18 protein-coding genes are annotated in these 22,265 nt (G+C 73.5%); 10 read left to right on the forward strand and 8 right to left on the reverse strand.

Translation table 11 applies throughout. The features are described from left to right. Positions 1 to 250: 250 nt before the first annotated feature. Positions 251 to 445 (reverse strand): hypothetical protein, encoded by a 195-nt coding sequence (locus ACF053_RS14805; RefSeq protein ID WP_391954231.1) that lies wholly within the window; start codon positions 443 to 445, stop codon positions 251 to 253. A 116-nt stretch (positions 446 to 561) separates the two neighbouring features. Between ACF053_RS14805 and ACF053_RS14810 the strand changes: the two genes are divergently transcribed. After that, positions 562 to 1,302 carry a helix-turn-helix domain-containing protein gene (locus ACF053_RS14810; protein WP_391954232.1) on the forward strand — a complete coding sequence of 247 codons (741 nt, stop codon included), beginning with the start codon at positions 562 to 564 and terminating at the stop codon, positions 1,300 to 1,302. Between the two features lie 5 nt (positions 1,303 to 1,307). Then, entirely contained in the window at positions 1,308 to 1,778 is a 471-nt protein-coding gene (locus tag ACF053_RS14815) for an NUDIX domain-containing protein (RefSeq protein ID WP_391954233.1), read from the forward strand. A gap of 695 nt (positions 1,779 to 2,473) precedes the next feature. Here ACF053_RS14815 and ACF053_RS14820 read toward each other — a convergent pair. Next, complete coding sequence (locus ACF053_RS14820; RefSeq protein ID WP_391954234.1) at positions 2,474 to 4,114, reverse strand: recombinase family protein; 1,641 nt, start codon at positions 4,112 to 4,114, stop codon at positions 2,474 to 2,476. Positions 4,115 to 4,141: 27 nt separating this feature from the next. Here ACF053_RS14820 and ACF053_RS14825 point away from each other — a divergent pair, with 27 nt between their 5' ends. Then, positions 4,142 to 5,782, forward strand: coding sequence for a DNA repair helicase XPB (locus ACF053_RS14825; RefSeq protein WP_391954235.1), 1,641 nt, complete (start codon positions 4,142 to 4,144; stop codon positions 5,780 to 5,782). A gap of 936 nt (positions 5,783 to 6,718) precedes the next feature. On the opposite strand, the gene ACF053_RS14830 is transcribed toward ACF053_RS14825, so the two are convergent. The 3 genes from ACF053_RS14830 to ACF053_RS14840 are packed head-to-tail and all read right to left on the reverse strand — an operon-like array spanning position 6,719 to position 9,251. Beyond that, on the reverse strand, positions 6,719 to 7,543 hold the full coding sequence (locus ACF053_RS14830; RefSeq protein WP_391954236.1) for a hypothetical protein: 825 nt from the start codon (positions 7,541 to 7,543) through the stop codon (positions 6,719 to 6,721). Further along, entirely contained in the window at positions 7,540 to 8,514 is a 975-nt protein-coding gene (locus tag ACF053_RS14835; protein WP_391954237.1) for a hypothetical protein, read from the reverse strand. Before ACF053_RS14835 ends, ACF053_RS14830 begins: the two co-directional genes overlap by 4 nt. Then, positions 8,511 to 9,251: an ABC transporter ATP-binding protein gene (locus tag ACF053_RS14840; RefSeq protein WP_391954238.1), complete on the reverse strand. Its 741-nt coding sequence runs from the start codon at positions 9,249 to 9,251 to the stop codon at positions 8,511 to 8,513. Before ACF053_RS14840 ends, ACF053_RS14835 begins: the two co-directional genes overlap by 4 nt. 748 nt (positions 9,252 to 9,999) lie before the next feature. On the opposite strand from ACF053_RS14840, the gene ACF053_RS14845 reads away from it, so the two are divergent. Next, positions 10,000 to 12,033, forward strand: a complete 2,034-nt coding sequence (locus tag ACF053_RS14845) for a HelD family protein (RefSeq protein WP_391954239.1) — start codon at positions 10,000 to 10,002, stop codon at positions 12,031 to 12,033. Positions 12,034 to 12,405: 372 nt separating this feature from the next. Here the strand turns inward: ACF053_RS14845 and ACF053_RS14850 are convergent, their stop codons facing one another. Beyond that, positions 12,406 to 13,101 carry a copper homeostasis protein CutC gene (locus tag ACF053_RS14850; RefSeq protein ID WP_391954240.1) on the reverse strand — a complete coding sequence of 232 codons (696 nt, stop codon included), beginning with the start codon at positions 13,099 to 13,101 and terminating at the stop codon, positions 12,406 to 12,408. Between the two features lie 271 nt (positions 13,102 to 13,372). On the opposite strand from ACF053_RS14850, the gene ACF053_RS14855 reads away from it, so the two are divergent. The 3 genes from ACF053_RS14855 (at position 13,373) to ACF053_RS14865 (ending at position 17,952) form a co-directional block, all read left to right on the forward strand. Next, a complete protein-coding gene (locus ACF053_RS14855) occupies positions 13,373 to 15,691 on the forward strand; it encodes a heavy metal translocating P-type ATPase (RefSeq protein WP_391954241.1) in 2,319 nt (772 codons plus the stop codon). 32 nt (positions 15,692 to 15,723) lie between these two features. Next, the gene (locus ACF053_RS14860; RefSeq protein WP_391954242.1) at positions 15,724 to 16,497 is read left to right on the forward strand and encodes an HD domain-containing protein; all 774 of its coding nucleotides are present in this window, start codon (positions 15,724 to 15,726) and stop codon (positions 16,495 to 16,497) included. Between the two features lie 159 nt (positions 16,498 to 16,656). Continuing rightward, positions 16,657 to 17,952 (forward strand): Cmx/CmrA family chloramphenicol efflux MFS transporter, encoded by a 1,296-nt coding sequence (locus ACF053_RS14865; protein ID WP_391954509.1) that lies wholly within the window; start codon positions 16,657 to 16,659, stop codon positions 17,950 to 17,952. Here ACF053_RS14865 and ACF053_RS14870 read toward each other — a convergent pair. Both ACF053_RS14870 and ACF053_RS14875 read right to left on the reverse strand, forming a co-directional pair. Then, positions 17,900 to 18,175, reverse strand: a complete 276-nt coding sequence (locus ACF053_RS14870) for a DUF4031 domain-containing protein (RefSeq protein ID WP_391954243.1) — start codon at positions 18,173 to 18,175, stop codon at positions 17,900 to 17,902. The genes ACF053_RS14865 and ACF053_RS14870 overlap by 53 nt on opposite strands. Further along, positions 18,172 to 18,528, reverse strand: coding sequence for a hypothetical protein (locus ACF053_RS14875; protein WP_391954244.1), 357 nt, complete (start codon positions 18,526 to 18,528; stop codon positions 18,172 to 18,174). Before ACF053_RS14875 ends, ACF053_RS14870 begins: the two co-directional genes overlap by 4 nt. Before the next feature lie 57 nt (positions 18,529 to 18,585). On the opposite strand from ACF053_RS14875, the gene ACF053_RS14880 reads away from it, so the two are divergent. The 3 genes from ACF053_RS14880 to ACF053_RS14890 are packed head-to-tail and all read left to right on the forward strand — an operon-like array spanning position 18,586 to position 22,250. Next, positions 18,586 to 19,569: a MurR/RpiR family transcriptional regulator gene (locus tag ACF053_RS14880; RefSeq protein ID WP_391954245.1), complete on the forward strand. Its 984-nt coding sequence runs from the start codon at positions 18,586 to 18,588 to the stop codon at positions 19,567 to 19,569. Between the two features lie 18 nt (positions 19,570 to 19,587). Then, positions 19,588 to 20,697, forward strand: a complete 1,110-nt coding sequence (murQ, locus tag ACF053_RS14885; RefSeq protein ID WP_391954246.1) for an N-acetylmuramic acid 6-phosphate etherase — start codon at positions 19,588 to 19,590, stop codon at positions 20,695 to 20,697. A gap of 53 nt (positions 20,698 to 20,750) precedes the next feature. Further along, positions 20,751 to 22,250 (forward strand): PTS transporter subunit EIIC, encoded by a 1,500-nt coding sequence (locus tag ACF053_RS14890; protein WP_391954247.1) that lies wholly within the window; start codon positions 20,751 to 20,753, stop codon positions 22,248 to 22,250. Positions 22,251 to 22,265: the final 15 nt, after the last annotated feature.

Raw genomic sequence — 22,265 nt, forward strand, 5'->3', positions numbered from 1 at the left:
ATACCTAGCACGTTGGGGCAGGTAGCGGATAGGCCCACCTGGAAAAGAGCGCGCTAAGCGCGCTTCACGCTCTCGGGCGGGACCAGCCACTCACGGCCCCCGCCCTCTGGCCACAGGAACGCTGTAGGGCGCTTCCGGCGCTCACCCGGCAGACCGGCGGGGTCCTCGTAGTCCGGAATCACGTCGCGCAGGATGCCGACCCGTCCCGCGCCATCTTCCACGCGTCCCCCGATGTCCTCTGCGGTGACCATCAGTGCCCCTCGGGGTGCCGCCGCATGAAGACGTTGCAGTCGGACACCGTGGCCATGTCGCCCCCGGCACGGGCGCGGGAGCGCACGTTGGCCAGCTCGATGCATCCCGCGCACCCGTCGACAGGGTCCGGGTCCCGATCCAGGTTCAGCGGCAGTTCGACAGGCGTAGCGCTGTATCGCGTGGGCTCACTCATGGCGCGATGGTCGCGCCGGTCGTCAGGACGAAGGAACCTCGTACGTTTCCCACTTTGGGACGTCCTACCACGTGTAGAACGTCCCTGGGAACGTCCGAAATCCGAGGGGGCGCAGCATGTCCAACGAGCGACTTCGAACCGTCATGGAGGCAGGTGGCTGGACACATGCGGCCTTTGCTGGCGTCACAGGTGTCGACCCCAAGTCCGTGGAACGGTGGGTCAATCTCGGGCGTACTCCGCGCCGGGCAACGGCGCTGGCGGCAGCGGAAGCGCTCGGGGAAGACGTGCATGCCCTGTGGCCGGCACTCCGGCAGGCGCGTGCCGCACGTGCCGTCAGCCCCGAACTCGTCGCTCTGTACGGACAGCGGGCGGATCTCCCCGTGTCGGTCTTCGTCGATCTCCTCTCCCAGGCGCGGCAGCGGATCGACGTGCTGGTGTACGCGGCCGTCTTCCTGCACGAGGCGTACCCCCGCCTCAACGACCTCCTGCGCGAACGGGCCGACGAAGGCTGCACGATCCGCATCGCGGTGGGTGACGCCGACGACCCCAACGTCCAGCAGCGCGGACGGGAAGAGAAGTTCGGCCACGGCATCGAGTCCCGCTGCCGACTCGCGCTCCTGCATTACCGGCCTCTCGCGGACGTACCGGGAATCGAGCTGCGCACCCATGGAACGACCCTCTACAACAGCCTGTACCGCGCCGACGATCAGATGCTGGTCAACGCGCACGTGTGGGGCGTCAACGCCTACGGTGCGCCCGTGTGGCATCTCCGGCGCCACGGCGACGGGGGCATGTTCGACACCTACGCGGGGAGCTTCGACGCCGTATGGGAAACGGCCCGCCCCGTGGAAGGCTGAGTGCCGTGGCCCGAACCGAGTACTACGACGATCCCAACGCCCCCCGGCCGAACAGCCTGGTCGTGGCAGCCTCTGCCGTCGTCACCGATGAGGACGGCCGCGTACTTCTCCAACGGCGCCGGGACAACGACTTGTGGGCGCTGCCGGGCGGAGCCATGGACATGGACGATTCCCTCCCCGGCACGGCCGTGCGAGAGGTCCAGGAGGAGACCGGTCTGGATGTCGAGATCACGGGACTCGTCGGCACGTACACCGACCCCCGCCATGTCATCGCGTACAGCGACGGAGAGGTACGCCGGCAGTTCAACGTCTGCTTCACCGCCCGGATCGTCGGCGGCACCCTGGCCATCTCCGACGAGAGCACGGAACTCCGCTTCGTGGCGCCAGAAGAACTCGATTCGCTTCCAATGCATCACACGCAACGGCTGCGTATCCGGCACTTCCTGGAGCACCGCACCGCCCCGTACCTGGGATAGGGCTACCGGTCGCGGTGGCGTCACTCCCCCAGCCGACCACGTGCACCGGCCAGCAGTTCATCAGGAGTAGAAGCCCTGGCCGTAGTCCTCCCGCCTCAGAGTGAAGTCGTCCGGACGATCACGACGAAGCTCCTCGTATCGCTGCGCGAAGATGTCGATCGCTTCATGAAGCGTGCAGTCCAATGCTTAGCGGATCGTCATGAGCGCAGAGATGATCCTTTGCTCCAGGATGTCGCGGTCCAAACTCTCGGGCAGATTCTCCATGGTGCCGTGACCCTACCCGGCACGGATGGCCAACCCCCGGGGCAGAGGATAACTGCCCACGGAAACCCCCTGATCAGCCACGCGAGAGTTTCCGCTCCCACACGCGCTGGTCAAGGGTTGAAGGGGGCCACCGCCCACCCCCCTCGCACGCAAACGGATGCGGCTCTGGCTTCCGACCGCCCACTCCCACACGCGCAGCGTTCGTGGCTCACCCTCAGCGGCGCAGGGCTGCGATGGCGCAATGACGGATCGAGCCCTTGGTCTGTTTTTCTCTTATTTTTCTATGTGCAATCAAAAAAGCAGGGAGAACCGTCATTCCGTCATCACCCTGCCGCTGAGAGAGCAGCAAACCGGCGGCACCCCCTGGGAGCGCGGACGGCCCGCCGCCAGGGCTTCCCCAGCAACGGGCCGCGAGTAGTCGCCAGGAGGGCTCAGAACAGCTCAAGCGTCTGAGCCGCTGTGCGCTGTACGACCGCTTCGACGTCCTTGCCGTCGGCGTCCGCCCGGCGGATCTCGCCGTCCTCGCCGAAGTAGACCGCGAGGCGGGAAGTGTCCAGTCTCGGGCCGCCCTTGCGGGACATGCCGACCTCGACGTACGCCCCCGCGTTCAGCAGCAGATCGCGCTTGCCCGCCGTGTCCGCGTCCTTCCAGAGCTGTGCGTGAGTCCGGCCGGTCGGAACCGCCTCCACGCCCGCAGGCTTCGCGGTGCGCTGCTTCTCGTTCAGCGAAGCCAAGCGTTCCTCCAGCTTGGCGTACTGAGCCGCATACCTCGTGGCACCCTCCTCACCCTTGAACAGGCCACGGTCGTACCGGTCCTTCTCCAGGTCCTCCAGCGCTTCCCTGGCCTGCCGGATCTGCGGGCGGAAGTCCTCGCCCACGTGCTCCACCATGCGCACCACGGGGAAGGCACCGAACTTCTCCAGGAACAGCGCCGTGACGTGCTGTTCCATGCCCTCTCCGGCGATGCTCACGCCGTAGCAAGTCAGCTCCGCGCCTGCCTGTCGGGCCTTCAGCCGGCCGATGCACCGATAGCGGATGCGCCCCTTGGCGACGTACGTGTACATGCGGTTGTGGCACACCGCGCAGTAGACGATCCCCCGCAGCAGCGCCGTTCCCTCGCGTCGCCGGTCGCCCGGATTGGCTCGCCGGCTCAGCTCGTCCTGCAACGCCTGCCAGGTGTCCATGTCCAGGATCGGCGTGCGGTTGACCAGCGGCAGCCCGTCCGTCATCAGGATCGGCTTGCCGTCCTCGATCACCTGCCCCAGCAACTGAGGGTTGCCGAGAAGGCTGCGTAAGGTGGAGGGGTACCACCGCTTGGAGTCGCTGCGCTTGCCCGTGGTCTGCCGCGACGAGTGGCCGGGCGAGGGCTTGTCGGACTCCGTGAGGTCCACTGCGATCTTGAGCAACGAGTCCTTGTTGAGGACCCGTTCCACGATCTCGTGAATCGTCTTCGCTTCCTCGGGGTTGACCTCCAGGATCTTCCCCGCGCCTTCGGGGTTGGGTGCCACCCGGTACCCGTACGGCACCCTGCCGCCCGTATAGCGGCCCTCCCGCCGCAGGTGTTCATGGGCGCTGGAGACGCGCATCCCGATGGTGTCGGACTCCAGCTCTGCGAAGACCGCGATCACCTTCGCCATGGCGCGCCCCATGGAAGAGGTGAGGTCCAGCGGCTCACTGGCGGACGCGAGAGCCACGCTCTCCGCCTGGGTGACCTTCATGATCTCCGCGAAGTCCACCGTGGAGCGGGCCAGGCGGTCGATCTTGAAAAACACGATCACGTCGAACTCGGCGAGACGGGCCAGGATCCGCTGAAGCCCGGGACGGTCCAGGCCGCGCGAGTAGCCCGAGACGTCGATGTCCTCTTCCACGGCTATGACCTGCCAGCCACGGGCCGCGCACAGAGCCTCACAGGCCGCGCGCTGACGCTCGGGCGAGGTAGAGTTTTCTGTTTCCCGCGAAAGGCGGACATAGATGGCCGCGCGCATTCCCGACGCGTTGGCCGGGACGCCCTTCGGGCGACGGGCACGGGGCATGGCCCTTGCCGTGGCAGGCGCAGATGTGGTGTCTGTCACAACGCGATCCTATCCCTGGAGGTATGTGTGTCCTGCCTGATCGTCCAGAGCGACAAGACACTCCTGCTCGAAGTCGACCACGAGCGGGCCGACGCCTGCCGGCGGGCCATCGCGCCCTTCGCCGAGCTGGAGCGGGCGCCGGAGCACATCCACACCTACCGTCTGACGCCGCTCGGCCTGTGGAACGCCCGCGCCGCCGGGCACGACGCCGAGCAGGTCGTGGACGCCCTGGTCGAGTACTCGCGCTACCCGGTGCCGCACGCGCTGCTCGTGGACGTCGCCGAGACCATGGCGCGGTACGGGCGGCTGAGCCTCGGCAAGCACCCCGTGCACGGCCTGGTGCTGACCACGACCGACCGGCCCGTGCTGGAGGAGGTGCTCCGGTCGAAGCGGATCAAGCCGCTCGTCGGGGAGCGCCTCGACCCGGACACGGTCGCCGTCCACCCCTCCGAGCGCGGGCAGATCAAGCAGACGCTGCTGAAGCTCGGCTGGCCGGCGGAGGACCTCGCCGGGTACGTCGACGGCGAGGCCCACCCGATCGAGCTGGACGAGGACGGCTGGGAGCTGCGCCCGTACCAGAAGCAGGCCGTCGAGGGCTTCTGGCACGGCGGGTCGGGCGTGGTGGTGCTGCCGTGCGGCGCCGGCAAGACCCTCGTGGGCGCCGGGGCCATGGCGCAGGCCAAGGCGACGACGCTGATCCTGGTCACCAACACCGTCTCCGCGCGCCAGTGGAAGCACGAACTGGTCAAGCGCACGTCGCTCACCGAGGACGAGATCGGCGAGTACAGCGGCACCCGCAAGGAGATCAGGCCCGTCACCATCGCCACCTACCAGGTGCTGACCACCCGGCGGAAGGGCGTCTACCCGCACCTGGAGCTGTTCGACTCCCGGGACTGGGGCCTGATCGTCTACGACGAGGTGCACCTGTTGCCCGCGCCGGTCTTCAAGTTCACCGCCGACCTCCAGGCCCGGCGGCGGCTCGGGCTGACCGCGACGCTGGTGCGCGAGGACGGGCGCGAGTCGGACGTGTTCTCGCTGATCGGCCCGAAGCGGTTCGACGCGCCGTGGAAGGAGATCGAGGCGCAGGGGTACATCGCGCCCGCCGACTGCGTCGAGGTCCGCGTCGACCTGACGGAGTCCGAGCGGCTCGCGTACGCCACGGCGGAGAGCGAGGAGAAGTACCGGTACTGCGCGACGACGGACACCAAGCGCCGGGTGACCGAGGCGATCGTCCGGAAGTTCGCGGGGCAGCAGATCCTCGTCATCGGCCAGTACATCGACCAGCTGGACGAGCTGGGTGAGCACCTGGGCGCGCCCGTCATCAAGGGCGAGACGTCCAACGCGCAGCGCGAGAAGCTCTTCGACGCGTTCCGCAACGGCGAGCTGAGCGTCCTCGTCGTGTCGAAGGTCGCGAACTTCTCGATCGACCTTCCGGAGGCGACCGTCGCCATCCAGGTGTCGGGGACGTTCGGGTCGCGCCAGGAGGAGGCGCAGCGGCTCGGGCGGGTCCTGCGGCCGAAGGCGGACGGGCACCAGGCGCACTTCTACTCGGTCGTCGCGCGGGACACCATCGACCAGGACTTCGCCGCGCACCGGCAGCGGTTCCTGGCGGAGCAGGGGTACGCGTACCGGATCGTCGACGCGGGCGACCTCCTCAGCGGCGCCTGACCTGCGCGGCGCGCTGGGGCGGCGGCAGGTGCGCGGGTACGGCGGGCGTGGCCGCCCGCCCGGCACGGTCCCGGCGGGCCCCTCTCCCCGTCCCGCTCCTGTTCCCCGCCCCGGTCCCGGTCGTGTGCCTGGACGCGGACCATTGGTCCAGCTCGGCGAGGCACGGACCGCGGGGCGTGCATGTTCCCCGTCGCCCCCGGCGTGGTCACCGACCCGACTCACAGCACCGCCACACCCTTGTGACGGAAGAGCCAGCACATCCCCGTCGTCCACGGGTTGCCCCGTCCGCGCGATCGGCGGCCACGCTTCCCGCCACGGGCGTTCGGCGGCCGGCGCGAACACCCTCCTCACGCCTCCGTCCGTCCGCGTGCGTCCGGGCCCGACCCGCTACGGGCCGTCGTACGTCCTCGACCGGAGCACGGTGGCGGGCGCGCGGGCCGTCTCCACCTTGCAGCGTCCGAGCTCGATCAGCCCGAGCGGGGCCGAACCCGCGCACGAGACAGGGTCCAGCCAGCCCGAGGGACGGCAGGCGCACCCCGGCCGCCTCCAGCGCCTCGCCCAGCTCGCCGCCCGCCCGCTCGGCCTCCCGCGCCCTGTCGCCCGTTCACCGCTGCCGGGCCGTCCTCGCCTTGCCTGCCACTCCGCACACGGATGGTCGCTCGTCAGCGTGCTCCGCGTGACTCTCCGCTCACACGATGACGGTCGGGTCATGCGCTCACCAGGTCTTGAGCCATGCCAACGGAGGTGGGGCACGAGGGAGTTGATCGGGTGAGCGAAGCCGCCGACCAGGACCGGGGACCCACGGACGGCGCCGCGTACGTCGTCGAGGAGACCGAGGCGCTACGGGAGGCCCTCGGCTCTACCTCCGGCCGAGCCCGGACGGCCTCCGCCACGCGGGCGCCCCCAGCGCCGCCGCCGGACCCGGCGGGGGCACGGTCAGTCGGCGGGGCGGAACAGCCGGTCTCCCCGCGCCGCGAGGGCCAGGACGCCGAGGTGGGCGGCGGCGAGCGCCAGGAGCGCCGCCACGCCGGGTGTGCCCGTCCCCGGTGACGGCTCCCGCGTCCACAGGTAAAGGGCGTACTGCGCCTCGTCCGGAAGCCGCAGCCACGCGGCCACCCAGGTCTGCGGGTGCAGCGGGGCGATGTCCTCGATGCCCACGATCGGGGCGAGCACGATCACGGGTCCCAGGGCGGCCGCCATCGTCCCGACGGTCCTGCGGGTGAGGGAGGCCGCCGCGAACGCGACCGTGACGAAGAGGGTCTGGACCACCAGGGACCTGGCCGCGGCCTGCGCGGCCGCCCCCCAGCCGGGGCCTTCGGTCGTGGCGAAGCCCGTCACCCCGGCGGCCGTCCGGCCCACGGCGAACAGCACGGCGGCCAGGGCGACCGTGAACGCGGTCGTCAGCAGCAGGGCGACGGTCCCCTTCAGGGCGAGCAGCCGTGCCCGTCCCGGCCGGGCAACCAGCAGCGACGGCCACATGCCGGACTCGCACTCGACCGCGTACAGCGCGCCCGCCAACGCACCGGCGACCAGCAGGCCGGCGAAGGTCCCGGAGTGCTGGGCCGCCGCCCACAGGGCGCCCGCCGGCTCGTCGACGTACGTGGCGGGGGCGCCGTCCTCGAAGTGCCGGTAGGCGTGTCGGAAGCCGTACAGGCCCATCACCACCGCGAGCAGCGCCGCACCGGCGGCCGAGAGGAAGACGACCGGGGACAGGACGGCCTTGCGCAGCTCGGCGTACCAGCAGGCGAACCACCCGGTCATGTGACCTCGTTCCTGCGCCCGGCGGCGCGCATGATCCACCAGATCCCCAGGGCGGTGGCCAGGACGGTGGGCAGGGCCCGGACGGGCAGGGGGAGGGCGCTCCCCGATTCCGGTCCCCACCAGACGTTCCACAGCACGTCACCGGGGTGGAAGGCCATCACGTCGGCGACTATGCCCCCGGGCAGCCATCCCCACAGCCCAGTGGCCCCCGAGCCGAGCATGAGGAGGACGAGCAGGGCCCCGGACCGCGCGATCCCGCCCGCCTGGCCGCGCGCCAGTGCGGCAAGCGCGACGGCGACGAGGCTCCACACGGCCGTGACGGCCAGCGCGCCGCCCCAGAGGCGCAGTCCGTGGAGCAGGTCCTCGCCCGGTGGGAGGTGGAACGCGTGGAGCGGGTAGTCCGCGCGCCCCTTCACCAGGCCGAACACGGCGACGGCAGCCCCGGCGCAGCACAGGGCCGCAGCCGTGGTGAGCCACAGAGCGGTGGCCTTGGCCAGGATGTGCGTACGGATGCGCGGGTCGGCCAGCAGGAGGTTCCCGGCGGTCCGGTTGTCGTACTCGGTGCCCATCGACTGCGCGGCGAGGAGCACCAGGACCACCAGCCCGGGGAAGGAGGCGAACGCCTGCGCGGCCCAGCCCAAGGCGCCGGGCACGGTCTGCGCGCGGGCGGCCTCGACGGCCTTCTCCCGCGAGTCGGCCACCCATTCTTCGGTGCCCTGCCGCTCCGACTCCCCGGTCCTGGCGCAGTATTCGGGCCCCAGTTTCGGATTGAGCTCCAGACAGCTCCGGTACGACTCACCGTTCTCGATGTCCCGCAGACCGTTCTGAGCCGCGTTCACGGTGTTCGACCAGTAGTCCTGGGCGTAGAACGCCGTCGTCACACAGCCGACGGTCAGGACCGCGAACAGCAGGAGCGTCAGCGGACGTGAAGCGATCTTGCGCCATTCCGCGCGCACGTGCCAGATCGTCACCAGGACCCCTTGTGCCCGCTGATCCGGAAGAACCAGTCCTCCAGGGACTCGGCCTCGCCCAGGCCGATCTCGTCGAGTGCCCCGCTGGCGACGACGGTGCCGCGGTTCATGACGACCACGCGGTCGCAGATCCGCTGGATCTCGTCGAGCTGGTGGCTGGACACCAGGACGCCGGTACCGCTGTCCGCTTCCCGCCGGATCAGCTCGCGGACCATGACGACGGCGTGCGGGTCCAGTGCGTTGGTCGGCTCGTCCAGGACCAGCAGGCGCGGTCCGCGCATCAGGGCGGCGGCCAGGGCGAGACGCTGGCGCATGCCCTGTGAGTACGCGCGGATGCGCTTGCGGGCCTCGTCCTCCAAGCCGACGAGCCTGATCGCGGCGAGGGCCTGTCCCCGGTCCGGTACGCCGGAGGAGTGCAGCAGGCTGCGGAGCTGGGCGGGCCCGGTCATCCACCGGTAGAAGGCCGGCGTGTCCAAGGCGGCGCCGACCTGCCGGGCGACGGCGGGCGAGTACGGCGGGTGCTCGCCGAGGACTTGTACGGACCCCGCCGTGGGCCTGACCAGCCCGCACGTCATGCGCATCAGGGTCGTCTTACCGGCTCCGTTGGCGCCGAGCAACCCGACGACCTCGCCGGGTGCCACCTCCAGCGTCACGTCCGACACGACGGCTTGCGAACCGTACGTCTTGCTGACGGAGCGGCAGGCCAGCACGGCCTGCCGCTCCTGCTCATGGAACATCACAGAGTGACTACCTCAGCTGGTCGTGTAGGCGGTGCGGCCCGTCAAGTCCATCGGGCAGTTCCCGCCCGGCGTGAGACAATCCGTCGGCACCGTCCAGAGCTTCCAGTAATACGTCCCGGACGAAGTCCGGTCCCAGGATTTCGTCTGGTCTGTGAGGGAGCAGTCGAATTCCCGGCCATACCCGATTTTCCTGTCGGGCGCCAAGGAGACATGCCGCCACAGCTCGTACGACACGACGCCACCCCGGCCGCCGCCGGTTCGGGTGCAGGAAGTCTGAGTCTGTGTGTTCCCCCCCAGTGAGTCCCAGCGACGGGACTCACTGCCCTTGCTGAACGCCCCGGCCGTCCAGGGGAACGACTGGCTCGCCGCTATTGCTGTGGGCGCGCCAACGGCCAAGGTGGTGAGGGCAGCTCCAAGCGATGCCAGCTTCTTCCATTTCATATCTGAACCCCCCGGTGCTTTCTCTTTGGCTGCAATCATGGCGCTGCTAAAGGCTCGGACCAACCGGATGATCGCTGATTGGCCGGATTGCTCGCCATGAATCGAGCAGGTGGCGCGTTACCGTGCCCGCCTGTGGCACCTCGCTCGATTGCCGAGGCGGAGGCGCGGAAAAACCGTTCGCGTGCGCCGGCCCTGCTCAGTACACTCTCCCGCTTGCCCGCCTCCCCGCAGGGAGCGCCGCCCTCCGGTCGGAAACCGGACGGCCCGACCTCACCTCGTGATCGTTCCGCCCGGAGGCACCGCCATGTCCACGACCGACCCGGACCCCCTCGCGCGCGAGCGCGCCCACCTCGCGGCCTCCCGTGCCGCCCTGCGTGCCATGCGGGAGGACGTGGAGGCGCTCGACATCCGGGACGTCACCGCGAACTGGGTCAACGCCGCCGTCCTCTCCCGCCAGATCGAGGAGCGGATCAAGGCGCTCGCCGACCTCAGCCACACCCCGCTCTTCTTCGGGCGGCTCGACTACCTGCACACCACGCAGGAGGGGCAGCGCTTCTACATCGGGCGGCGGCACGTCCACGACGCCCAGGGCGACCCGATGGTGATCGACTGGCGCGCGCCGGTGTCGCAGCCGTTCTACCGCGCGTCGCGCAAGGATCCGCAGGACGTCGGCCTGCGCCGCCGGTTCGGGTACACGGGCGGCGAGCTGACCGCGTACGAGGACGAACACCTGACCGACCCGGAGGAGGCCGACACCACGAGCAGGCTGCTCCAGGCGGAGATCGAGCGGCCCCGCGTGGGGCCGATGCGGGACATCGTCGCGACCATCCAGCCCGAGCAGGACGAGATCGTGCGCAGCGGCCTGTCCGGGACGGTGTGCGTGCAGGGCGGACCCGGCACCGGCAAGACCGCCGTGGGCCTGCACCGGGTGGCGTACCTGCTGTACGCGCACCGGGAGCGGCTGGCGCGGACGGGCACGCTCGTCATCGGGCCGAACCGGTCGTTCCTCCGGTACATCGAGCAGGTGCTGCCCGCCCTGGGGGAGCTGGAAGTGCGGCAGTCGACCGTCGACGACCTGGTCGGCACGCACGTCGAGGTGCGGGGCGCGGACGAGGCGGCGGCGGCCGTGGTGAAGGGCGACGCCCGGATGGCGGAGGTGCTGCGGCGGGCGGTCCGCTCGCACGTGACGCCGCCCGTCGAGCCGGTCGTCGTGGTGCGCGGGTCGCGCCGGTGGCGGGTGCCGGCGTACGAGGTGGAGGAGATCGTCCGGGAGCTGCTCGCCCGCGACATGCGGTACGGCGCCGCCCGTGAGGCGCTGCCGCGGCGCATCGCGCACGCGGTACTGGTGCGGATGGAGGAGGCCGGGGAGGCGCCGGACGACCGGGTGCAGGACGCGGTGGCGCGCAACGCGGCGGTGAAGGCGGCGGTCAAGGCGGTCTGGCCGCCGGTCGACCCGGCGAAGCTGGTGCTGCGGTTGCTGTCCGACGCGGAGTTCCTCGCGGAGCACGCGCGGGGCGTCCTCACCGACGAGGAGCAGAAGGCGGTCCTGTGGACGCGGCCGCCGCGCGGCGTGCGGTCGGCGAAGTGGTCGCCCGCGGACGCCGTCCTCGTCGACGAGGCGGCCGACCTGGTGGAACGCACCCACTCGCTGGGGCACGTGGTGCTGGACGAGGCACAGGACCTGTCGCCCATGCAGTACCGGGCGGTGGGGCGGCGCTGTTCGACGGGGTCGGCGACGGTCCTCGGCGACCTGGCGCAGGGCACGACCCCGTGGGCGACGCGGAGCTGGGCGGAGGCGCTGGGGCACCTGGGCAAGCCGGACGCGGTGGTGGAGGAGCTGACGGCCGGTTTCCGCGTGCCGCGCGAGGTGATCGCGTACGCCTCGCGGCTGCTGCCGCACATCGCACCCGGGCTGGCCGAGGTGCGGTCCGTGCGGGAGAACCCGGGGTCGCTGGAGGTGCGGGCCGTCGGCGAGGCGGAACGGGGCCCGGCGGTCGTCGCGGCGTGCCGGGAGTTCCTGGGGCGGGAGGGGTCCGTCGGGCTCATCGCGGCCGACGCGCGGGTCCCGGAGCTGGCGGCGGCGCTGGACGCGGCGGGGCTCGGCTTCCTCGCGCCGGGCGAGGAGACCTCGGCGCGGGCGCGGCTGACGCTGGTGCCCGCGACGCTGGCGAAGGGCCTGGAGTACGACTACGTCGTGCTGGACGAGCCGGCGGCGGTGGTGGGCGGGGAGCCCGACGAGCGGACGGGGCTGCGGCGGCTGTACGTGGCGCTCACCCGCGCGGTCTCCGGCCTCACCCTCGTCCACGCCGCCCCGCTGCCGCCCCACCTGGCCGCCTGACCCCGACCGCCTGACGGGCGGAGGCGGGCGAGGGCCGTGGCCCTCGGGGGCCGCACCGCCCGCGTCGCGGGTTGTGGCCCGCGCGGGCCACGACCGTGTCGGCCGCGGCGGCGTGCCGCGGAAGGCTCCGGCCGGGGCGACCACGACCGCCCCGCCCGGCCGCCCGTCGGGCCCGTCCCGCCGGGCCTGTCCGCCGGGCGCGCCACGCGAGGCCCGCCTCGCCACGACCGCCCCGCCACGACCGCCCCGCCGGGCGCGCCACGCCGGGCCCGCCTCGCCACGACCGCCACGCCGGGCCCGCTCCGTCAGGCGCCTGGTCCGGGTCGCCGCGTCAGGCCGCGCCCGTCAGGTCGCCGCGTCCGGGTCGCCGCGTCAGGCCGCCTGGTCCAGGGCGCGGCGCCAGGCGCTGACCGCGCCGGGAACGACCGGGGAGGTCCAGCCGGCCGGGCGGGCCGCGCCGCCGATGTGGAAGGCGTCGACGCCCGCCTCGCGCAGCACGGGCACGTGGTCGAGGCGCAGGCCGCCGCCGACGAGGAGGACCGCCTCGTACCCGGGGAGGTCGCGCTGCGCGGCCTCGGCGGTCAGGACGGAGAGGCCGGCGTCGACCCCGGCGGCGGAGCCGGCCGTCAGGTACGTGTCGAGGCCCGGCAGGTCGGCCAGGTGCTTGCGGAGGGCGCCGCGGTCGGCGCAGTGGTCGATGGCGCGGTGGAAGGTCCAGCGGCAGCCGTCCAGTTCGGTGACGAGCCGTTCCAGGGCGTCCAGGTCGGGGTGGCCCTCGGCGTCGAGGAAGCCGAGGACGAACTCGTCGGCTCCCTCCGAGCGCAGTTCGCACGCGGCGCGCACGAGGGCGTCGACGTCCCCGGCGGCGAAGCCGGTGCCGAGGCGGAGCATGACGCGCAGCGGGATGTCCACGGCGGCGCGGATGCGGGCGTACGTCTCGCGGGACGGGGTGAGCCCGTCGGCGGCCATGTCGGTGACCAGCTCCAGGCGGTCCGCTCCTCCGGCCTGGGCGGCGATGGCGTCCTCGGCGTCGAGGGCGATCACCTCCAGCACTGCACGGTTGCTCATCGGACCCCATTCCTCGCAGGCGGATGTCGGTCCCGTACGGGGCTCGTACAGGTCTAGTCCAATGCTAATGCGTGGGGGCGCCGCGGTAGCCGTCCTGTGGGGGATCGGCGCGTGGCCGACCGGTGGCGAGGGCGCGCCGGATGTCCGTCGCGGGGGTGACGCGGTTACCGGAGGGGGGTATACACTGAAAGAAAGTGATACCCCCCCAGGGTATGGTTCCTGGATGTCCGCCCCGGGGGTCCGAAACCGCAGGAGTGGAGATGAGCGCGAGATGAGCGGCCCCGCCACCACGCCCGGCACCGCCGAGGTCGAACTCGCCATCGGCGGCATGACCTGCGCCTCGTGCGCGGCGCGCATCGAGAAGAAGCTCAACCGCATGGACGGCGTCGAGGCCACGGTCAACTACGCCACCGAGAAGGCGAAGGTCACCTATCGGGGCGACGACGTGTCCGTGGGCGACCTCGTCGCCACCGTCGAGGCCACCGGCTACACCGCCCGGCCGCCCGCACCCCCCGCCGGGGCGGCAGCGCGCGACGGCGGGGCGGCGGGCGAGGGGCCCGGCGCCGACGGGGCGGACGCCGACGACCTGCGCGACCTGCGGCAGCGGCTGTTCACGGCCGTCGTCCTCTCCGTCCCCGTCGTGGCGATGGCGATGGTCCCGCCGCTGCAGTTCGCGAACTGGCAGTGGCTCTCCCTCGCGCTCGCCGCGCCCGTCGTCGTCTACGCGGGCTGGCCGTTCCACCGCGCCGCCTGGACCAACCTCCGGCACGGCGCCGCGACGATGGACACGCTCATCTCGGTCGGCACGACCGCCGCGTTCCTCTGGTCGCTGTGGGCGCTGTTCTTCGGCACGGCCGGCATGACGGGCATGACGCACCCCTTCGAGCTGACGATCTCCCGCTCCGACGGCGCCGGCAACATCTACCTGGAGGCGGCGGCCGGGGTGACGGCCTTCATCCTCGCCGGGCGGTACTTCGAGGCGCGCTCCAAGCGGAAGGCGGGCGCGGCGCTGCGGGCGCTGATGGAGCTGGGCGCCAAGGAGGTCACCGTGGTGCGCGGGGGCCGCGAGGTGCGCGTCCCGGCGGAGGAGCTGCGGGTCGGCGACCGGTTCGTCGTCCGGCCCGGGGAGAAGATCGCCACGGACGGCACCGTGGTGGAGGGACGGTCCGCCGTGGACGCCTCCATGCTGACCGGCGAGTCCGTGCCCGTGGAGGTGGCGGTCGGCGACGCGGTCACCGGCGCGACGCTCAACGCGGGCGGCCGGATCGTCGTCGAGGCCACCCGCGTCGGCGCCGACACGCAGCTGGCCCGGATGGCGAAGCTGGTGGAGGACGCGCAGAACGGCAAGGCCGCCGCCCAGCGGCTCGCGGACCGGATCTCCGCCGTCTTCGTCCCCGTCGTCATCGTCCTGGCCCTCGCCACCCTCGCCGGGTGGCTGCTCAGCGGCGCCGGGGTGACCGCGGCGTTCACCGCCGCCGTCGCCGTCCTGATCATCGCCTGCCCGTGCGCCCTCGGGCTCGCCACGCCCACCGCGCTCATGGTCGGCACCGGCCGGGGCGCGCAGCTCGGCATCCTCATCAAGGGGCCGGAAGTGCTGGAGAACACCCGCCGGGCCGACACCGTCGTCCTCGACAAGACCGGCACCGTCACCACCGGCCGCATGACGCTCCTCGCCGTCCACACCGCCGGCGAGGCGGGCACGACCGGCGAGGCCGCCGACGCTGCCGAGGCCGAGGTGCTGCGGCTGGCCGGGGCCCTGGAGGACGCCTCCGAGCACCCGGTGGCCCGCGCCGTGGCGGCCGGGGCGGTGGCGCGGACGGGCGCCCTGCCCGCCGTCGAGGACTTCGTCAACGTGCCCGGCCTCGGCGTCCAGGGCGTCGTCGACGGGCACGCGGTGCTGGTGGGGCGGGAGAAGCTGCTCGACGCGTGGTCGATCTGCCTGCCGGACGAGCTGGCCCGCGCCCGGGACGCCGCCGAGGCGGCGGGCCGGACCGCCGTCGCCGTCGCCTGGGACGGCGAGGCGCGGGCCGTCCTGGAGGTCGCCGACGCCGTCAAGGACACCAGCGCCGAGGCGATCCGCAGGCTGCGCGCGCTGGGCCTCACGCCGATCCTGCTCACCGGCGACAACCGGACCGTCGCCGAGGCGGTCGCCGCCGAGGTCGGCATCGACCGGGAGCACGTCATCGCCGAGGTGCTGCCCCAGGACAAGGTCGACGTCGTACGGCGCCTCCAGGCCGAGGGCCGCAGCGTCGCCATGGTCGGCGACGGTGTGAACGACGCCGCGGCGCTCGCCCAGGCCGACCTGGGCCTGGCGATGGGCACCGGTACGGACGCGGCGATCGAGGCGGGCGACCTGACCCTCGTCCGGGGCGACCTGCGGGCCGCCGCCGACGCGATCCGGCTCTCCCGGCGCACCCTCGGGACGATCAAGGGGAACCTCTTCTGGGCGTTCGCGTACAACGTGGCGGCGCTGCCGCTGGCGGCCGCGGGCTTCCTCAGCCCGATGATCGCCGGGGCCGCGATGGCGTTCTCGTCCGTCTTCGTCGTCGGCAACAGCCTGCGCCTGCGGGGCTTCCGGGCCGTGACGTAGGCGGGAAGGGGCCGCCCGGCACAATGGGCCCCATGGCCGCACCCGCCCCGCACCCCGCCCACGACGAACTCCGCGCCCGCTGGCTGGCGACCGTCCGGCGGGCGCGGGGCACGGGCGACCCCGAGCGGCAGCGGTCGGCGGCCCCCCAGCCGCCCGACCCGCAGGCCGCCCAGCAACCCGACCCGCAGGCCCCCGACCCGCAGGCCCCCCAGCCGCCCGGCCCGGCGGGGCTCCCGGACCCGGAGCCGTACCTGCGGAACCTGCTGGGCCGGTGGGCGGAGCCGCAGCGGCGCTACCACACCACCGACCACCTCCTCGCCGTGCTCCGCCGCGTCGACGAGCTGGCCGGGCACGCCGACGACCCGGCCGCCGTGGAGCTCGCCGCCTGGTTCCACGACGCGGTGTACCTCCCCGACCGCTCCACCAACGAGGAGCGCAGCGCCCGCCTCGCCGAGCGGGCCCTGCCCGAGCTGGGCGTCGACGCGCACCGCACGGCGGAGGTGTCCCGGCTGGTGCTGCTCACCGTCACGCACGACCCCGCGCCCGGGGACCGCGACGGCGAGGTGCTGTGCGACGCCGACCTGGCGGTCCTCGCCGGCGGGCCGGAGGCGTACGCCGCCTACGCCGCCGCCGTGCGCGAGGAGTACGGCTTCGTGCCCGACGACGCGTTCCGCGCGGGCCGCGCCGCCGTGCTGCGCCAACTCCTCGACCTGCCACGGCTGTTCCGCACCCCGTACGGGGCCGACCGGTGGGAGGCGGCGGCCCGCCGGAACCTCGCCGCCGAGCTGGAGCTCCTGGGAATGTAAGCGGCTCGGATGGTGTTCGCACCTGTCATGCCGCCCCACGACGATCTTCCCCGCGAGCACCCTCCCGCCCCGACGCCGTCCACCCCCGCCGCGACGCAGTCGACCGCCCCGGCCACGGACCGGGCCCCGGCCGCCGGCCGGGCCCCCGCCCCCGCGCGCATGCCGACGGCCGTCTACATCCTCGGCCTGTCCGTCTTCGCGCTCGGCACGAGCGAGTTCATGCTCTCCGGGCTGCTGCCGCCCATCGCCCGGGACATGGGCGTGTCCATCCCGCAGGCGGGGCTGCTCATATCGGCCTTCGCGATCGGCATGGTCGTCGGCGCGCCGCTCCTCGCCGTGGCGACGCTGCGGCTGCCCCGCCGGACCACGCTGATCGCGCTGATCACGACGTTCGGCCTCGGGCAGGTGGCGGGGGCCCTGGCGCCCTCGTACGGGGTGCTGTTCGCTTCCCGCGTCGTGAGCGCGCTCGCCTGCGCGGGGTTCTGGGCCGTCGGCGCGGCGGTCGCCATCGCGATGGTGGCGCCCGGTGCGCGGGCCCGCGCGATGGCGGTGATGATCGGCGGCCTGTCGATCGCGAACGTCCTGGGCGTGCCCGCGGGCGCCTTCCTCGGCGAGCACCTGGGGTGGCGGTCGGCCTTCTGGGCGGTCGGCGCCGCCTCGGCGCTCGCGCTCGTCGGCGTCGTCACCCGCATCCCGCGCATCCCGCTGCCCGCCGAGCGGCCGGCCCTCCGCCGTGAGCTGGCGATCTACCGGGACCGGCAGGTGTGGCTGGCCGTGGTCGTCACCGCGCTCGCCGCGGGCGGGGTGTTCTGCGCCTTCTCGTACCTGGCTCCGCTCCTCACCGACGTGGCGGGCCTGGACTCCGGCTGGGTGCCGATGGTGCTGGGGCTCTTCGGCGTGGGCGCGCTCGTCGGTACGGCCGTCGGCGGCCGGGTCGCCGACGCGCACCTGTTCGGGGTGCTGCTGAGCGGCATCGCCGCGTCGACGGTGCTGCTCGCGGCACTCGCCCTGTTCGGCGGCAGTCCGGTCGCGGCGGTCGCCGCGTCGTTCCTCCTCGGCGTCTCGGCGTTCTACACCGCCCCGGCGCTCAACGCCCGGATGTTCAACGTGGCCGGCGCCGCCCCGACGCTCGCGGGCGCCACCACGACGGCGGCGTTCAACCTCGGCAACACCGGCGGCCCCTGGCTGGGCGGCACCGTCATCGACGCCGGCCTCGGCTACCCGGCGACCGCCTGGGCGGGCGGCGCCATGACGCTCGTCGCGCTGCTCGCCGTGGGCGTCGCACTGCGACTGCACCGCCGGGAGGCCGGTACGCCGAGCCGCGTCGTCATGGGCGCGACCACCGCGACCCACGCCCCCGCGGACGTCACCGCGCCCACGGGGGGCACGGCTCCCGCCGGGGTCACGGCGGAGGCGTCCGGAGGTGCTTCGGGCGGCGCAGCCCGGCGGCCCTGAGGAGCCGCACGATCTCCTTGGGGCCGACCTCCACCGCCCCGGCCGCCACGGCTTCGGCGTAGCGGTCCGCGGGGATGTCGTAGTGGTCGCCGTCGAAGGCGCGCGGTGGCGCGCCGATCGCGGCGGCCGCCGTGTGCAGCTCGTCGAAGGACGTGTCGCTGATCAGGTGCGACCACAGGCGGCCGTGGCCGGGCCAGGTGGGCGGGTCGATGTACAGCGTCACGTCAGGCCCCCCACGGGGGCGACGACCACGCCGGCCCGGCCGCACACCCAGTGCGGGTCGGGGCCCAGCTCCGGTTCCACATCGAGGGCGTGCGGGTCACCCGAGTCGCAGACGGGGCACAGCGGCCAGCGTCCGTACCGCTCCAGCAGCGCGTCCTGCACGTCCTGGGCGACCAGCCCGGAGAGGTACCCCACGCCCTCCGGCCACTGCCCGACCCACCAGCGGCGGTGCGTGACGGCGTCCTCGACCATGGACACGACCTCGGCCTGGGCGACGTCCCGGGCGGCGAGGTCGGCGAGGACGAGCGCGCGGGCGGCGTGCAGGGCCTGTTCCAGCCGGTCCGGTTCGTTCATGCAGCCATTCTGACGCGCGGGGTTGACGGCCACCATTGCTGAAAATACGTTTCAAAGGTGATCGACGACGTGAAGGAAACTTTCACCGCCCGGGTGGGCCCGCCCGACCGGGGCGGCCCGCGCGCGGACGCGGGCGGAGGCCCGGTCGTGGGCGCCGCCGCGGACCCGCTCGCCGCGAAGGTGCGCACCCTGGCCCCGTCGATGACCCGGTCGATGCTGCGCGTCGCGGAGGCGGTCGCCGCCGACCCGGCCGGCTGCGCGGCCCTCACGGTCACCGGTCTGGCGGAGCTGACCGGCACGAGCGAGGCGACCGTCGTGCGCACCGCCCGCCTCCTCGGCTACCCCGGCTACCGCGACCTGCGGCTGGCGCTGGCCGGGCTGGCCGCGCAGCGCACCTCGGGCCGCTCCCCGGCGGTCACCTCCGACATCGCGGTCGACGACCCGATCGAGGCGGTCGTCGCCAAGCTCGCCCGCGACGAGCAGCAGACCCTCGCCGACACGGCGGCCGCCCTGGACACCGTCCAGCTGGCCGCGGCGGTCCAGGCCCTCGCGGACGCCCGCCGCACGGACGTGTACGGCATCGGCGCCTCCGGGCTGGTCGCGCAGGACCTGGCGCAGAAGCTGCTGCGCATCGGCCTGGTCGCCCACGCCCACCACGACCCGCACGTGGCGGTGACCGGCGCCGTGCAGCTCGGCTCGGGCGACGTGGCCGTCGCGGTCACGCACTCCGGCGCCACCGCGGACGTCATCGAGCCGCTGCGCGTCGCCTTCGAGCGGGGCGCGACGACCGTGGCGATCACGGGCCGCCCGGACGGGCCGGTCGCCCAGTACGCCGACCACGTCCTCACGACGTCCACCGCCCGCGAGACGGAGCTGCGCCCGGCGGCCATGTCGTCCCGCACGAGCCAGCTGCTGGTGGTGGACTGCCTGTTCACCGGGGTCACGCAGCGCACGTACTCGACGGCCGCACCCGCGCTGTCCGCGTCGTACGAGGCGCTGGCCCACCGCAGGGCGCCGCGCCCGCGCCCGTCCACCCGCTGACGCACCGGAGAGCCGCGCATGAACGACCCCGCCCCGCACGCCCGGCGCCTCACCCACCACCAGCCCCCGCACCGCACCCCGGCCGAAGCCCCGCGCCACGGTCCTGCCGACGCGCGCCGCCCCCAGGCCGACGCCCCGCACCGCACCCCGGCCGAAGCCCCGCGCCACGGTCCTGCCGACGCCCCGCACCGCGCCGCGGCCGACGCCCCGGGCGGTGCCTCGCTCCGTACGCAGCTGGGCGCCCTCACCACCGAGGAGTTCCGCCCCGACCTGGCGGACGTCGACACGCGCTCCACCCTGGACATCGCCCGCGCCATGAACGACGGTGACCGCGCGGTCCCGGAGGCGGTGACCGGGCAGCTGCCGCGGATCGCCGCCGCCGTCGACGCCATCGCCGCCCGCATGGCACGCGGGGGCCGCCTCGTCTACGCGGGCGCCGGCACGGCGGGCCGGCTGGGCGTGCTGGACGCCAGCGAGTGCCCGCCCACCTTCAACGCCGACCCGTCGCAGGTCGTGGGGCTGATCGCGGGCGGCCCCGAGGCGCTGGTCCGCTCGGTGGAGGGCGCGGAGGACGCGGCGTCCCTCGCCCACGACGACCTGAAGGCCCTCGACCTGTCCCCGGACGACACGGTCGTCGGCGTCTCGGCGTCGGGCCGCACCCCGTACGCGGTGGGCGCCGTGGAGTACGCGCGGGACGCGGGCGCCCTGACGGTCGGCGTGGCCTGCAACACGGGCAGTGCCCTGGCCGCGGCGGCGGACCACGCGATCGAGGTGGTGGTGGGGCCGGAGTTCATCACCGGTTCGACGCGGCTGAAGTCCGGCACCGCGCAGAAGCTCGTCCTCAACATGCTCTCGACGATCACGATGATCCGGCTCGGCAAGACGTACGGGAACCTGATGGTCGACGTGCGCGCGACCAACGACAAGCTGCGCGCCCGCTCGCACCGCATCGTCGCGCAGGCCACCGGCGCGTCCGACGGGGAGATAGCGGCGGCCCTGGAGGCGACGGGCGGCGAGGTGAAGCACGCGATCCTCGTCCTGCTGGGCGGGGTGGACGCCCCGACCGCCGCCCGCCTCCTCGCGGAGCACCACGGTCACCTGCGCGCCGCGCTCTCGGCGGTCCCCTGACCCCGACCGAGCACCCGGCGGCCCCCGGACACCCCCCGCACGGCGAGGCCCCCATGACGATGACCGAAGAACCCCGCCCCCCGGACCACCGGTCCACGGCGGCGGCCCTGCTCCCCCTGGTCGGCGGCGCGCCGAACGTCGCGTCCGTCGCCCACTGCATGACCCGTCTGCGCCTCACCCTGCGCGACCGCTCCCTCGTACGGGAGGCGGAGCTGCGGGCCCTGCCCGCCGTGCTCGGCGTCGTGGAGGACGACGGTACGTACCAGATCGTCCTCGGCCCGGGCGCGGTCGCGCGGGTCACCCCGGAGTTCGCGGCGCTCGTCGCCCCGGCGGACGGCCCGCACGCCCCGCCCACCGGAAGCCCCGCGACCGCCCCGGCCGGCGGGGGCCCGGGAGGCCCCGGCGCCCCGAACCCGGCAAACCCAACAGGCCCGTCAGGCCCGTCAGGTCCCGGTGGGCGGCGCCCGGTGCGCCGGCTCCTGCGCCGCGTCGCGAACGTCTTCGTCCCCCTCATCCCCGCCCTCATCGGCTGCGGGATCATCGCCGGACTGAACGGCCTCCTCGTCAACCTCGGCGCGCTGCCCGCCCTCACCCCCGCCCTCACGGTGATCGCCTCCGGCTTCATGGCGCTGATCGCGGTGTTCGTCGGCTACAACACGGCGCAGGAGTTCGGCGGGACGCCCGTCCTCGGCGGGGCGGTCGCCGCGATCGTCGTGTACGCGGGGGTGTCCCGCGTCGAGGTGTTCGGGCAGCAGCTGTCGCCCGGCCAGGGCGGCGTCCTCGGCGCGCTGGCGGCGGCGTTCCTCGCGACGCGCGTCGAGAAGTGGTGCCGCCGCAGGGTCCCGGAGGCCCTCGACGTGCTGGTCACGCCGACGCTGACGGTCCTCGTCGCGGGCCTCGCGACGGTGTACGGGCTGATGTACGCGGCCGGCGAGGTGGCGACGGCCATCGGCACGGCCGCCGACCGGCTGCTGGCGCACGGCGGCGCGGCGGCCGGTTTCCTGCTGGGCGGACTGTTCCTGCCGCTGGTGATGCTGGGCCTGCACCAGGCGCTGATCCCGCTGCACGCCACGCTCATCGAGCAGCAGGGTCACACGGTGCTCCTGCCGATCCTGGCGATGGCGGGCGCCGGGCAGGTCGGCGCGTCCCTCGCCGTGTACGTACGCCTGCGCCGTGACACGGCCCTGCGCCGCACGATCCGCTCCGCGCTCCCCGCGGGCCTGCTCGGCGTGGGCGAGCCGCTCATCTACGGCGTGACGCTGCCGCTGGGCCGCCCGTTCGTGACGGCGTGCGTGGGCGGGGCGTTCGGCGGGGGAGTGGTCGGCCTGTTCGGGATGTGGGGCGACACGGTCGGCTCGACGGCGATCGGCCCGTCCGGGTGGGCGCTGTTCCCGCTGCTGGACGGGGCGGGCGGCCTCCTGACGACGGTCGCCGTCTACGGGGCGGGCCTCCTCGCCGGGTACGCGGCCGGTTTCCTCGCGACGTACTTCTTCGGCCTGCGCGGGATCACCGCGACCGAGCCGCCGATCACCGGGCCGCCCTCCGCCCCTTGACCTCAAGTCCACTTG

The sequence above is a fragment of the Streptomyces kanasensis genome (genome assembly GCF_043077165.1).
Classification (GTDB): Bacteria; Actinomycetota; Actinomycetes; order Streptomycetales; family Streptomycetaceae; genus Streptomyces; species Streptomyces changanensis.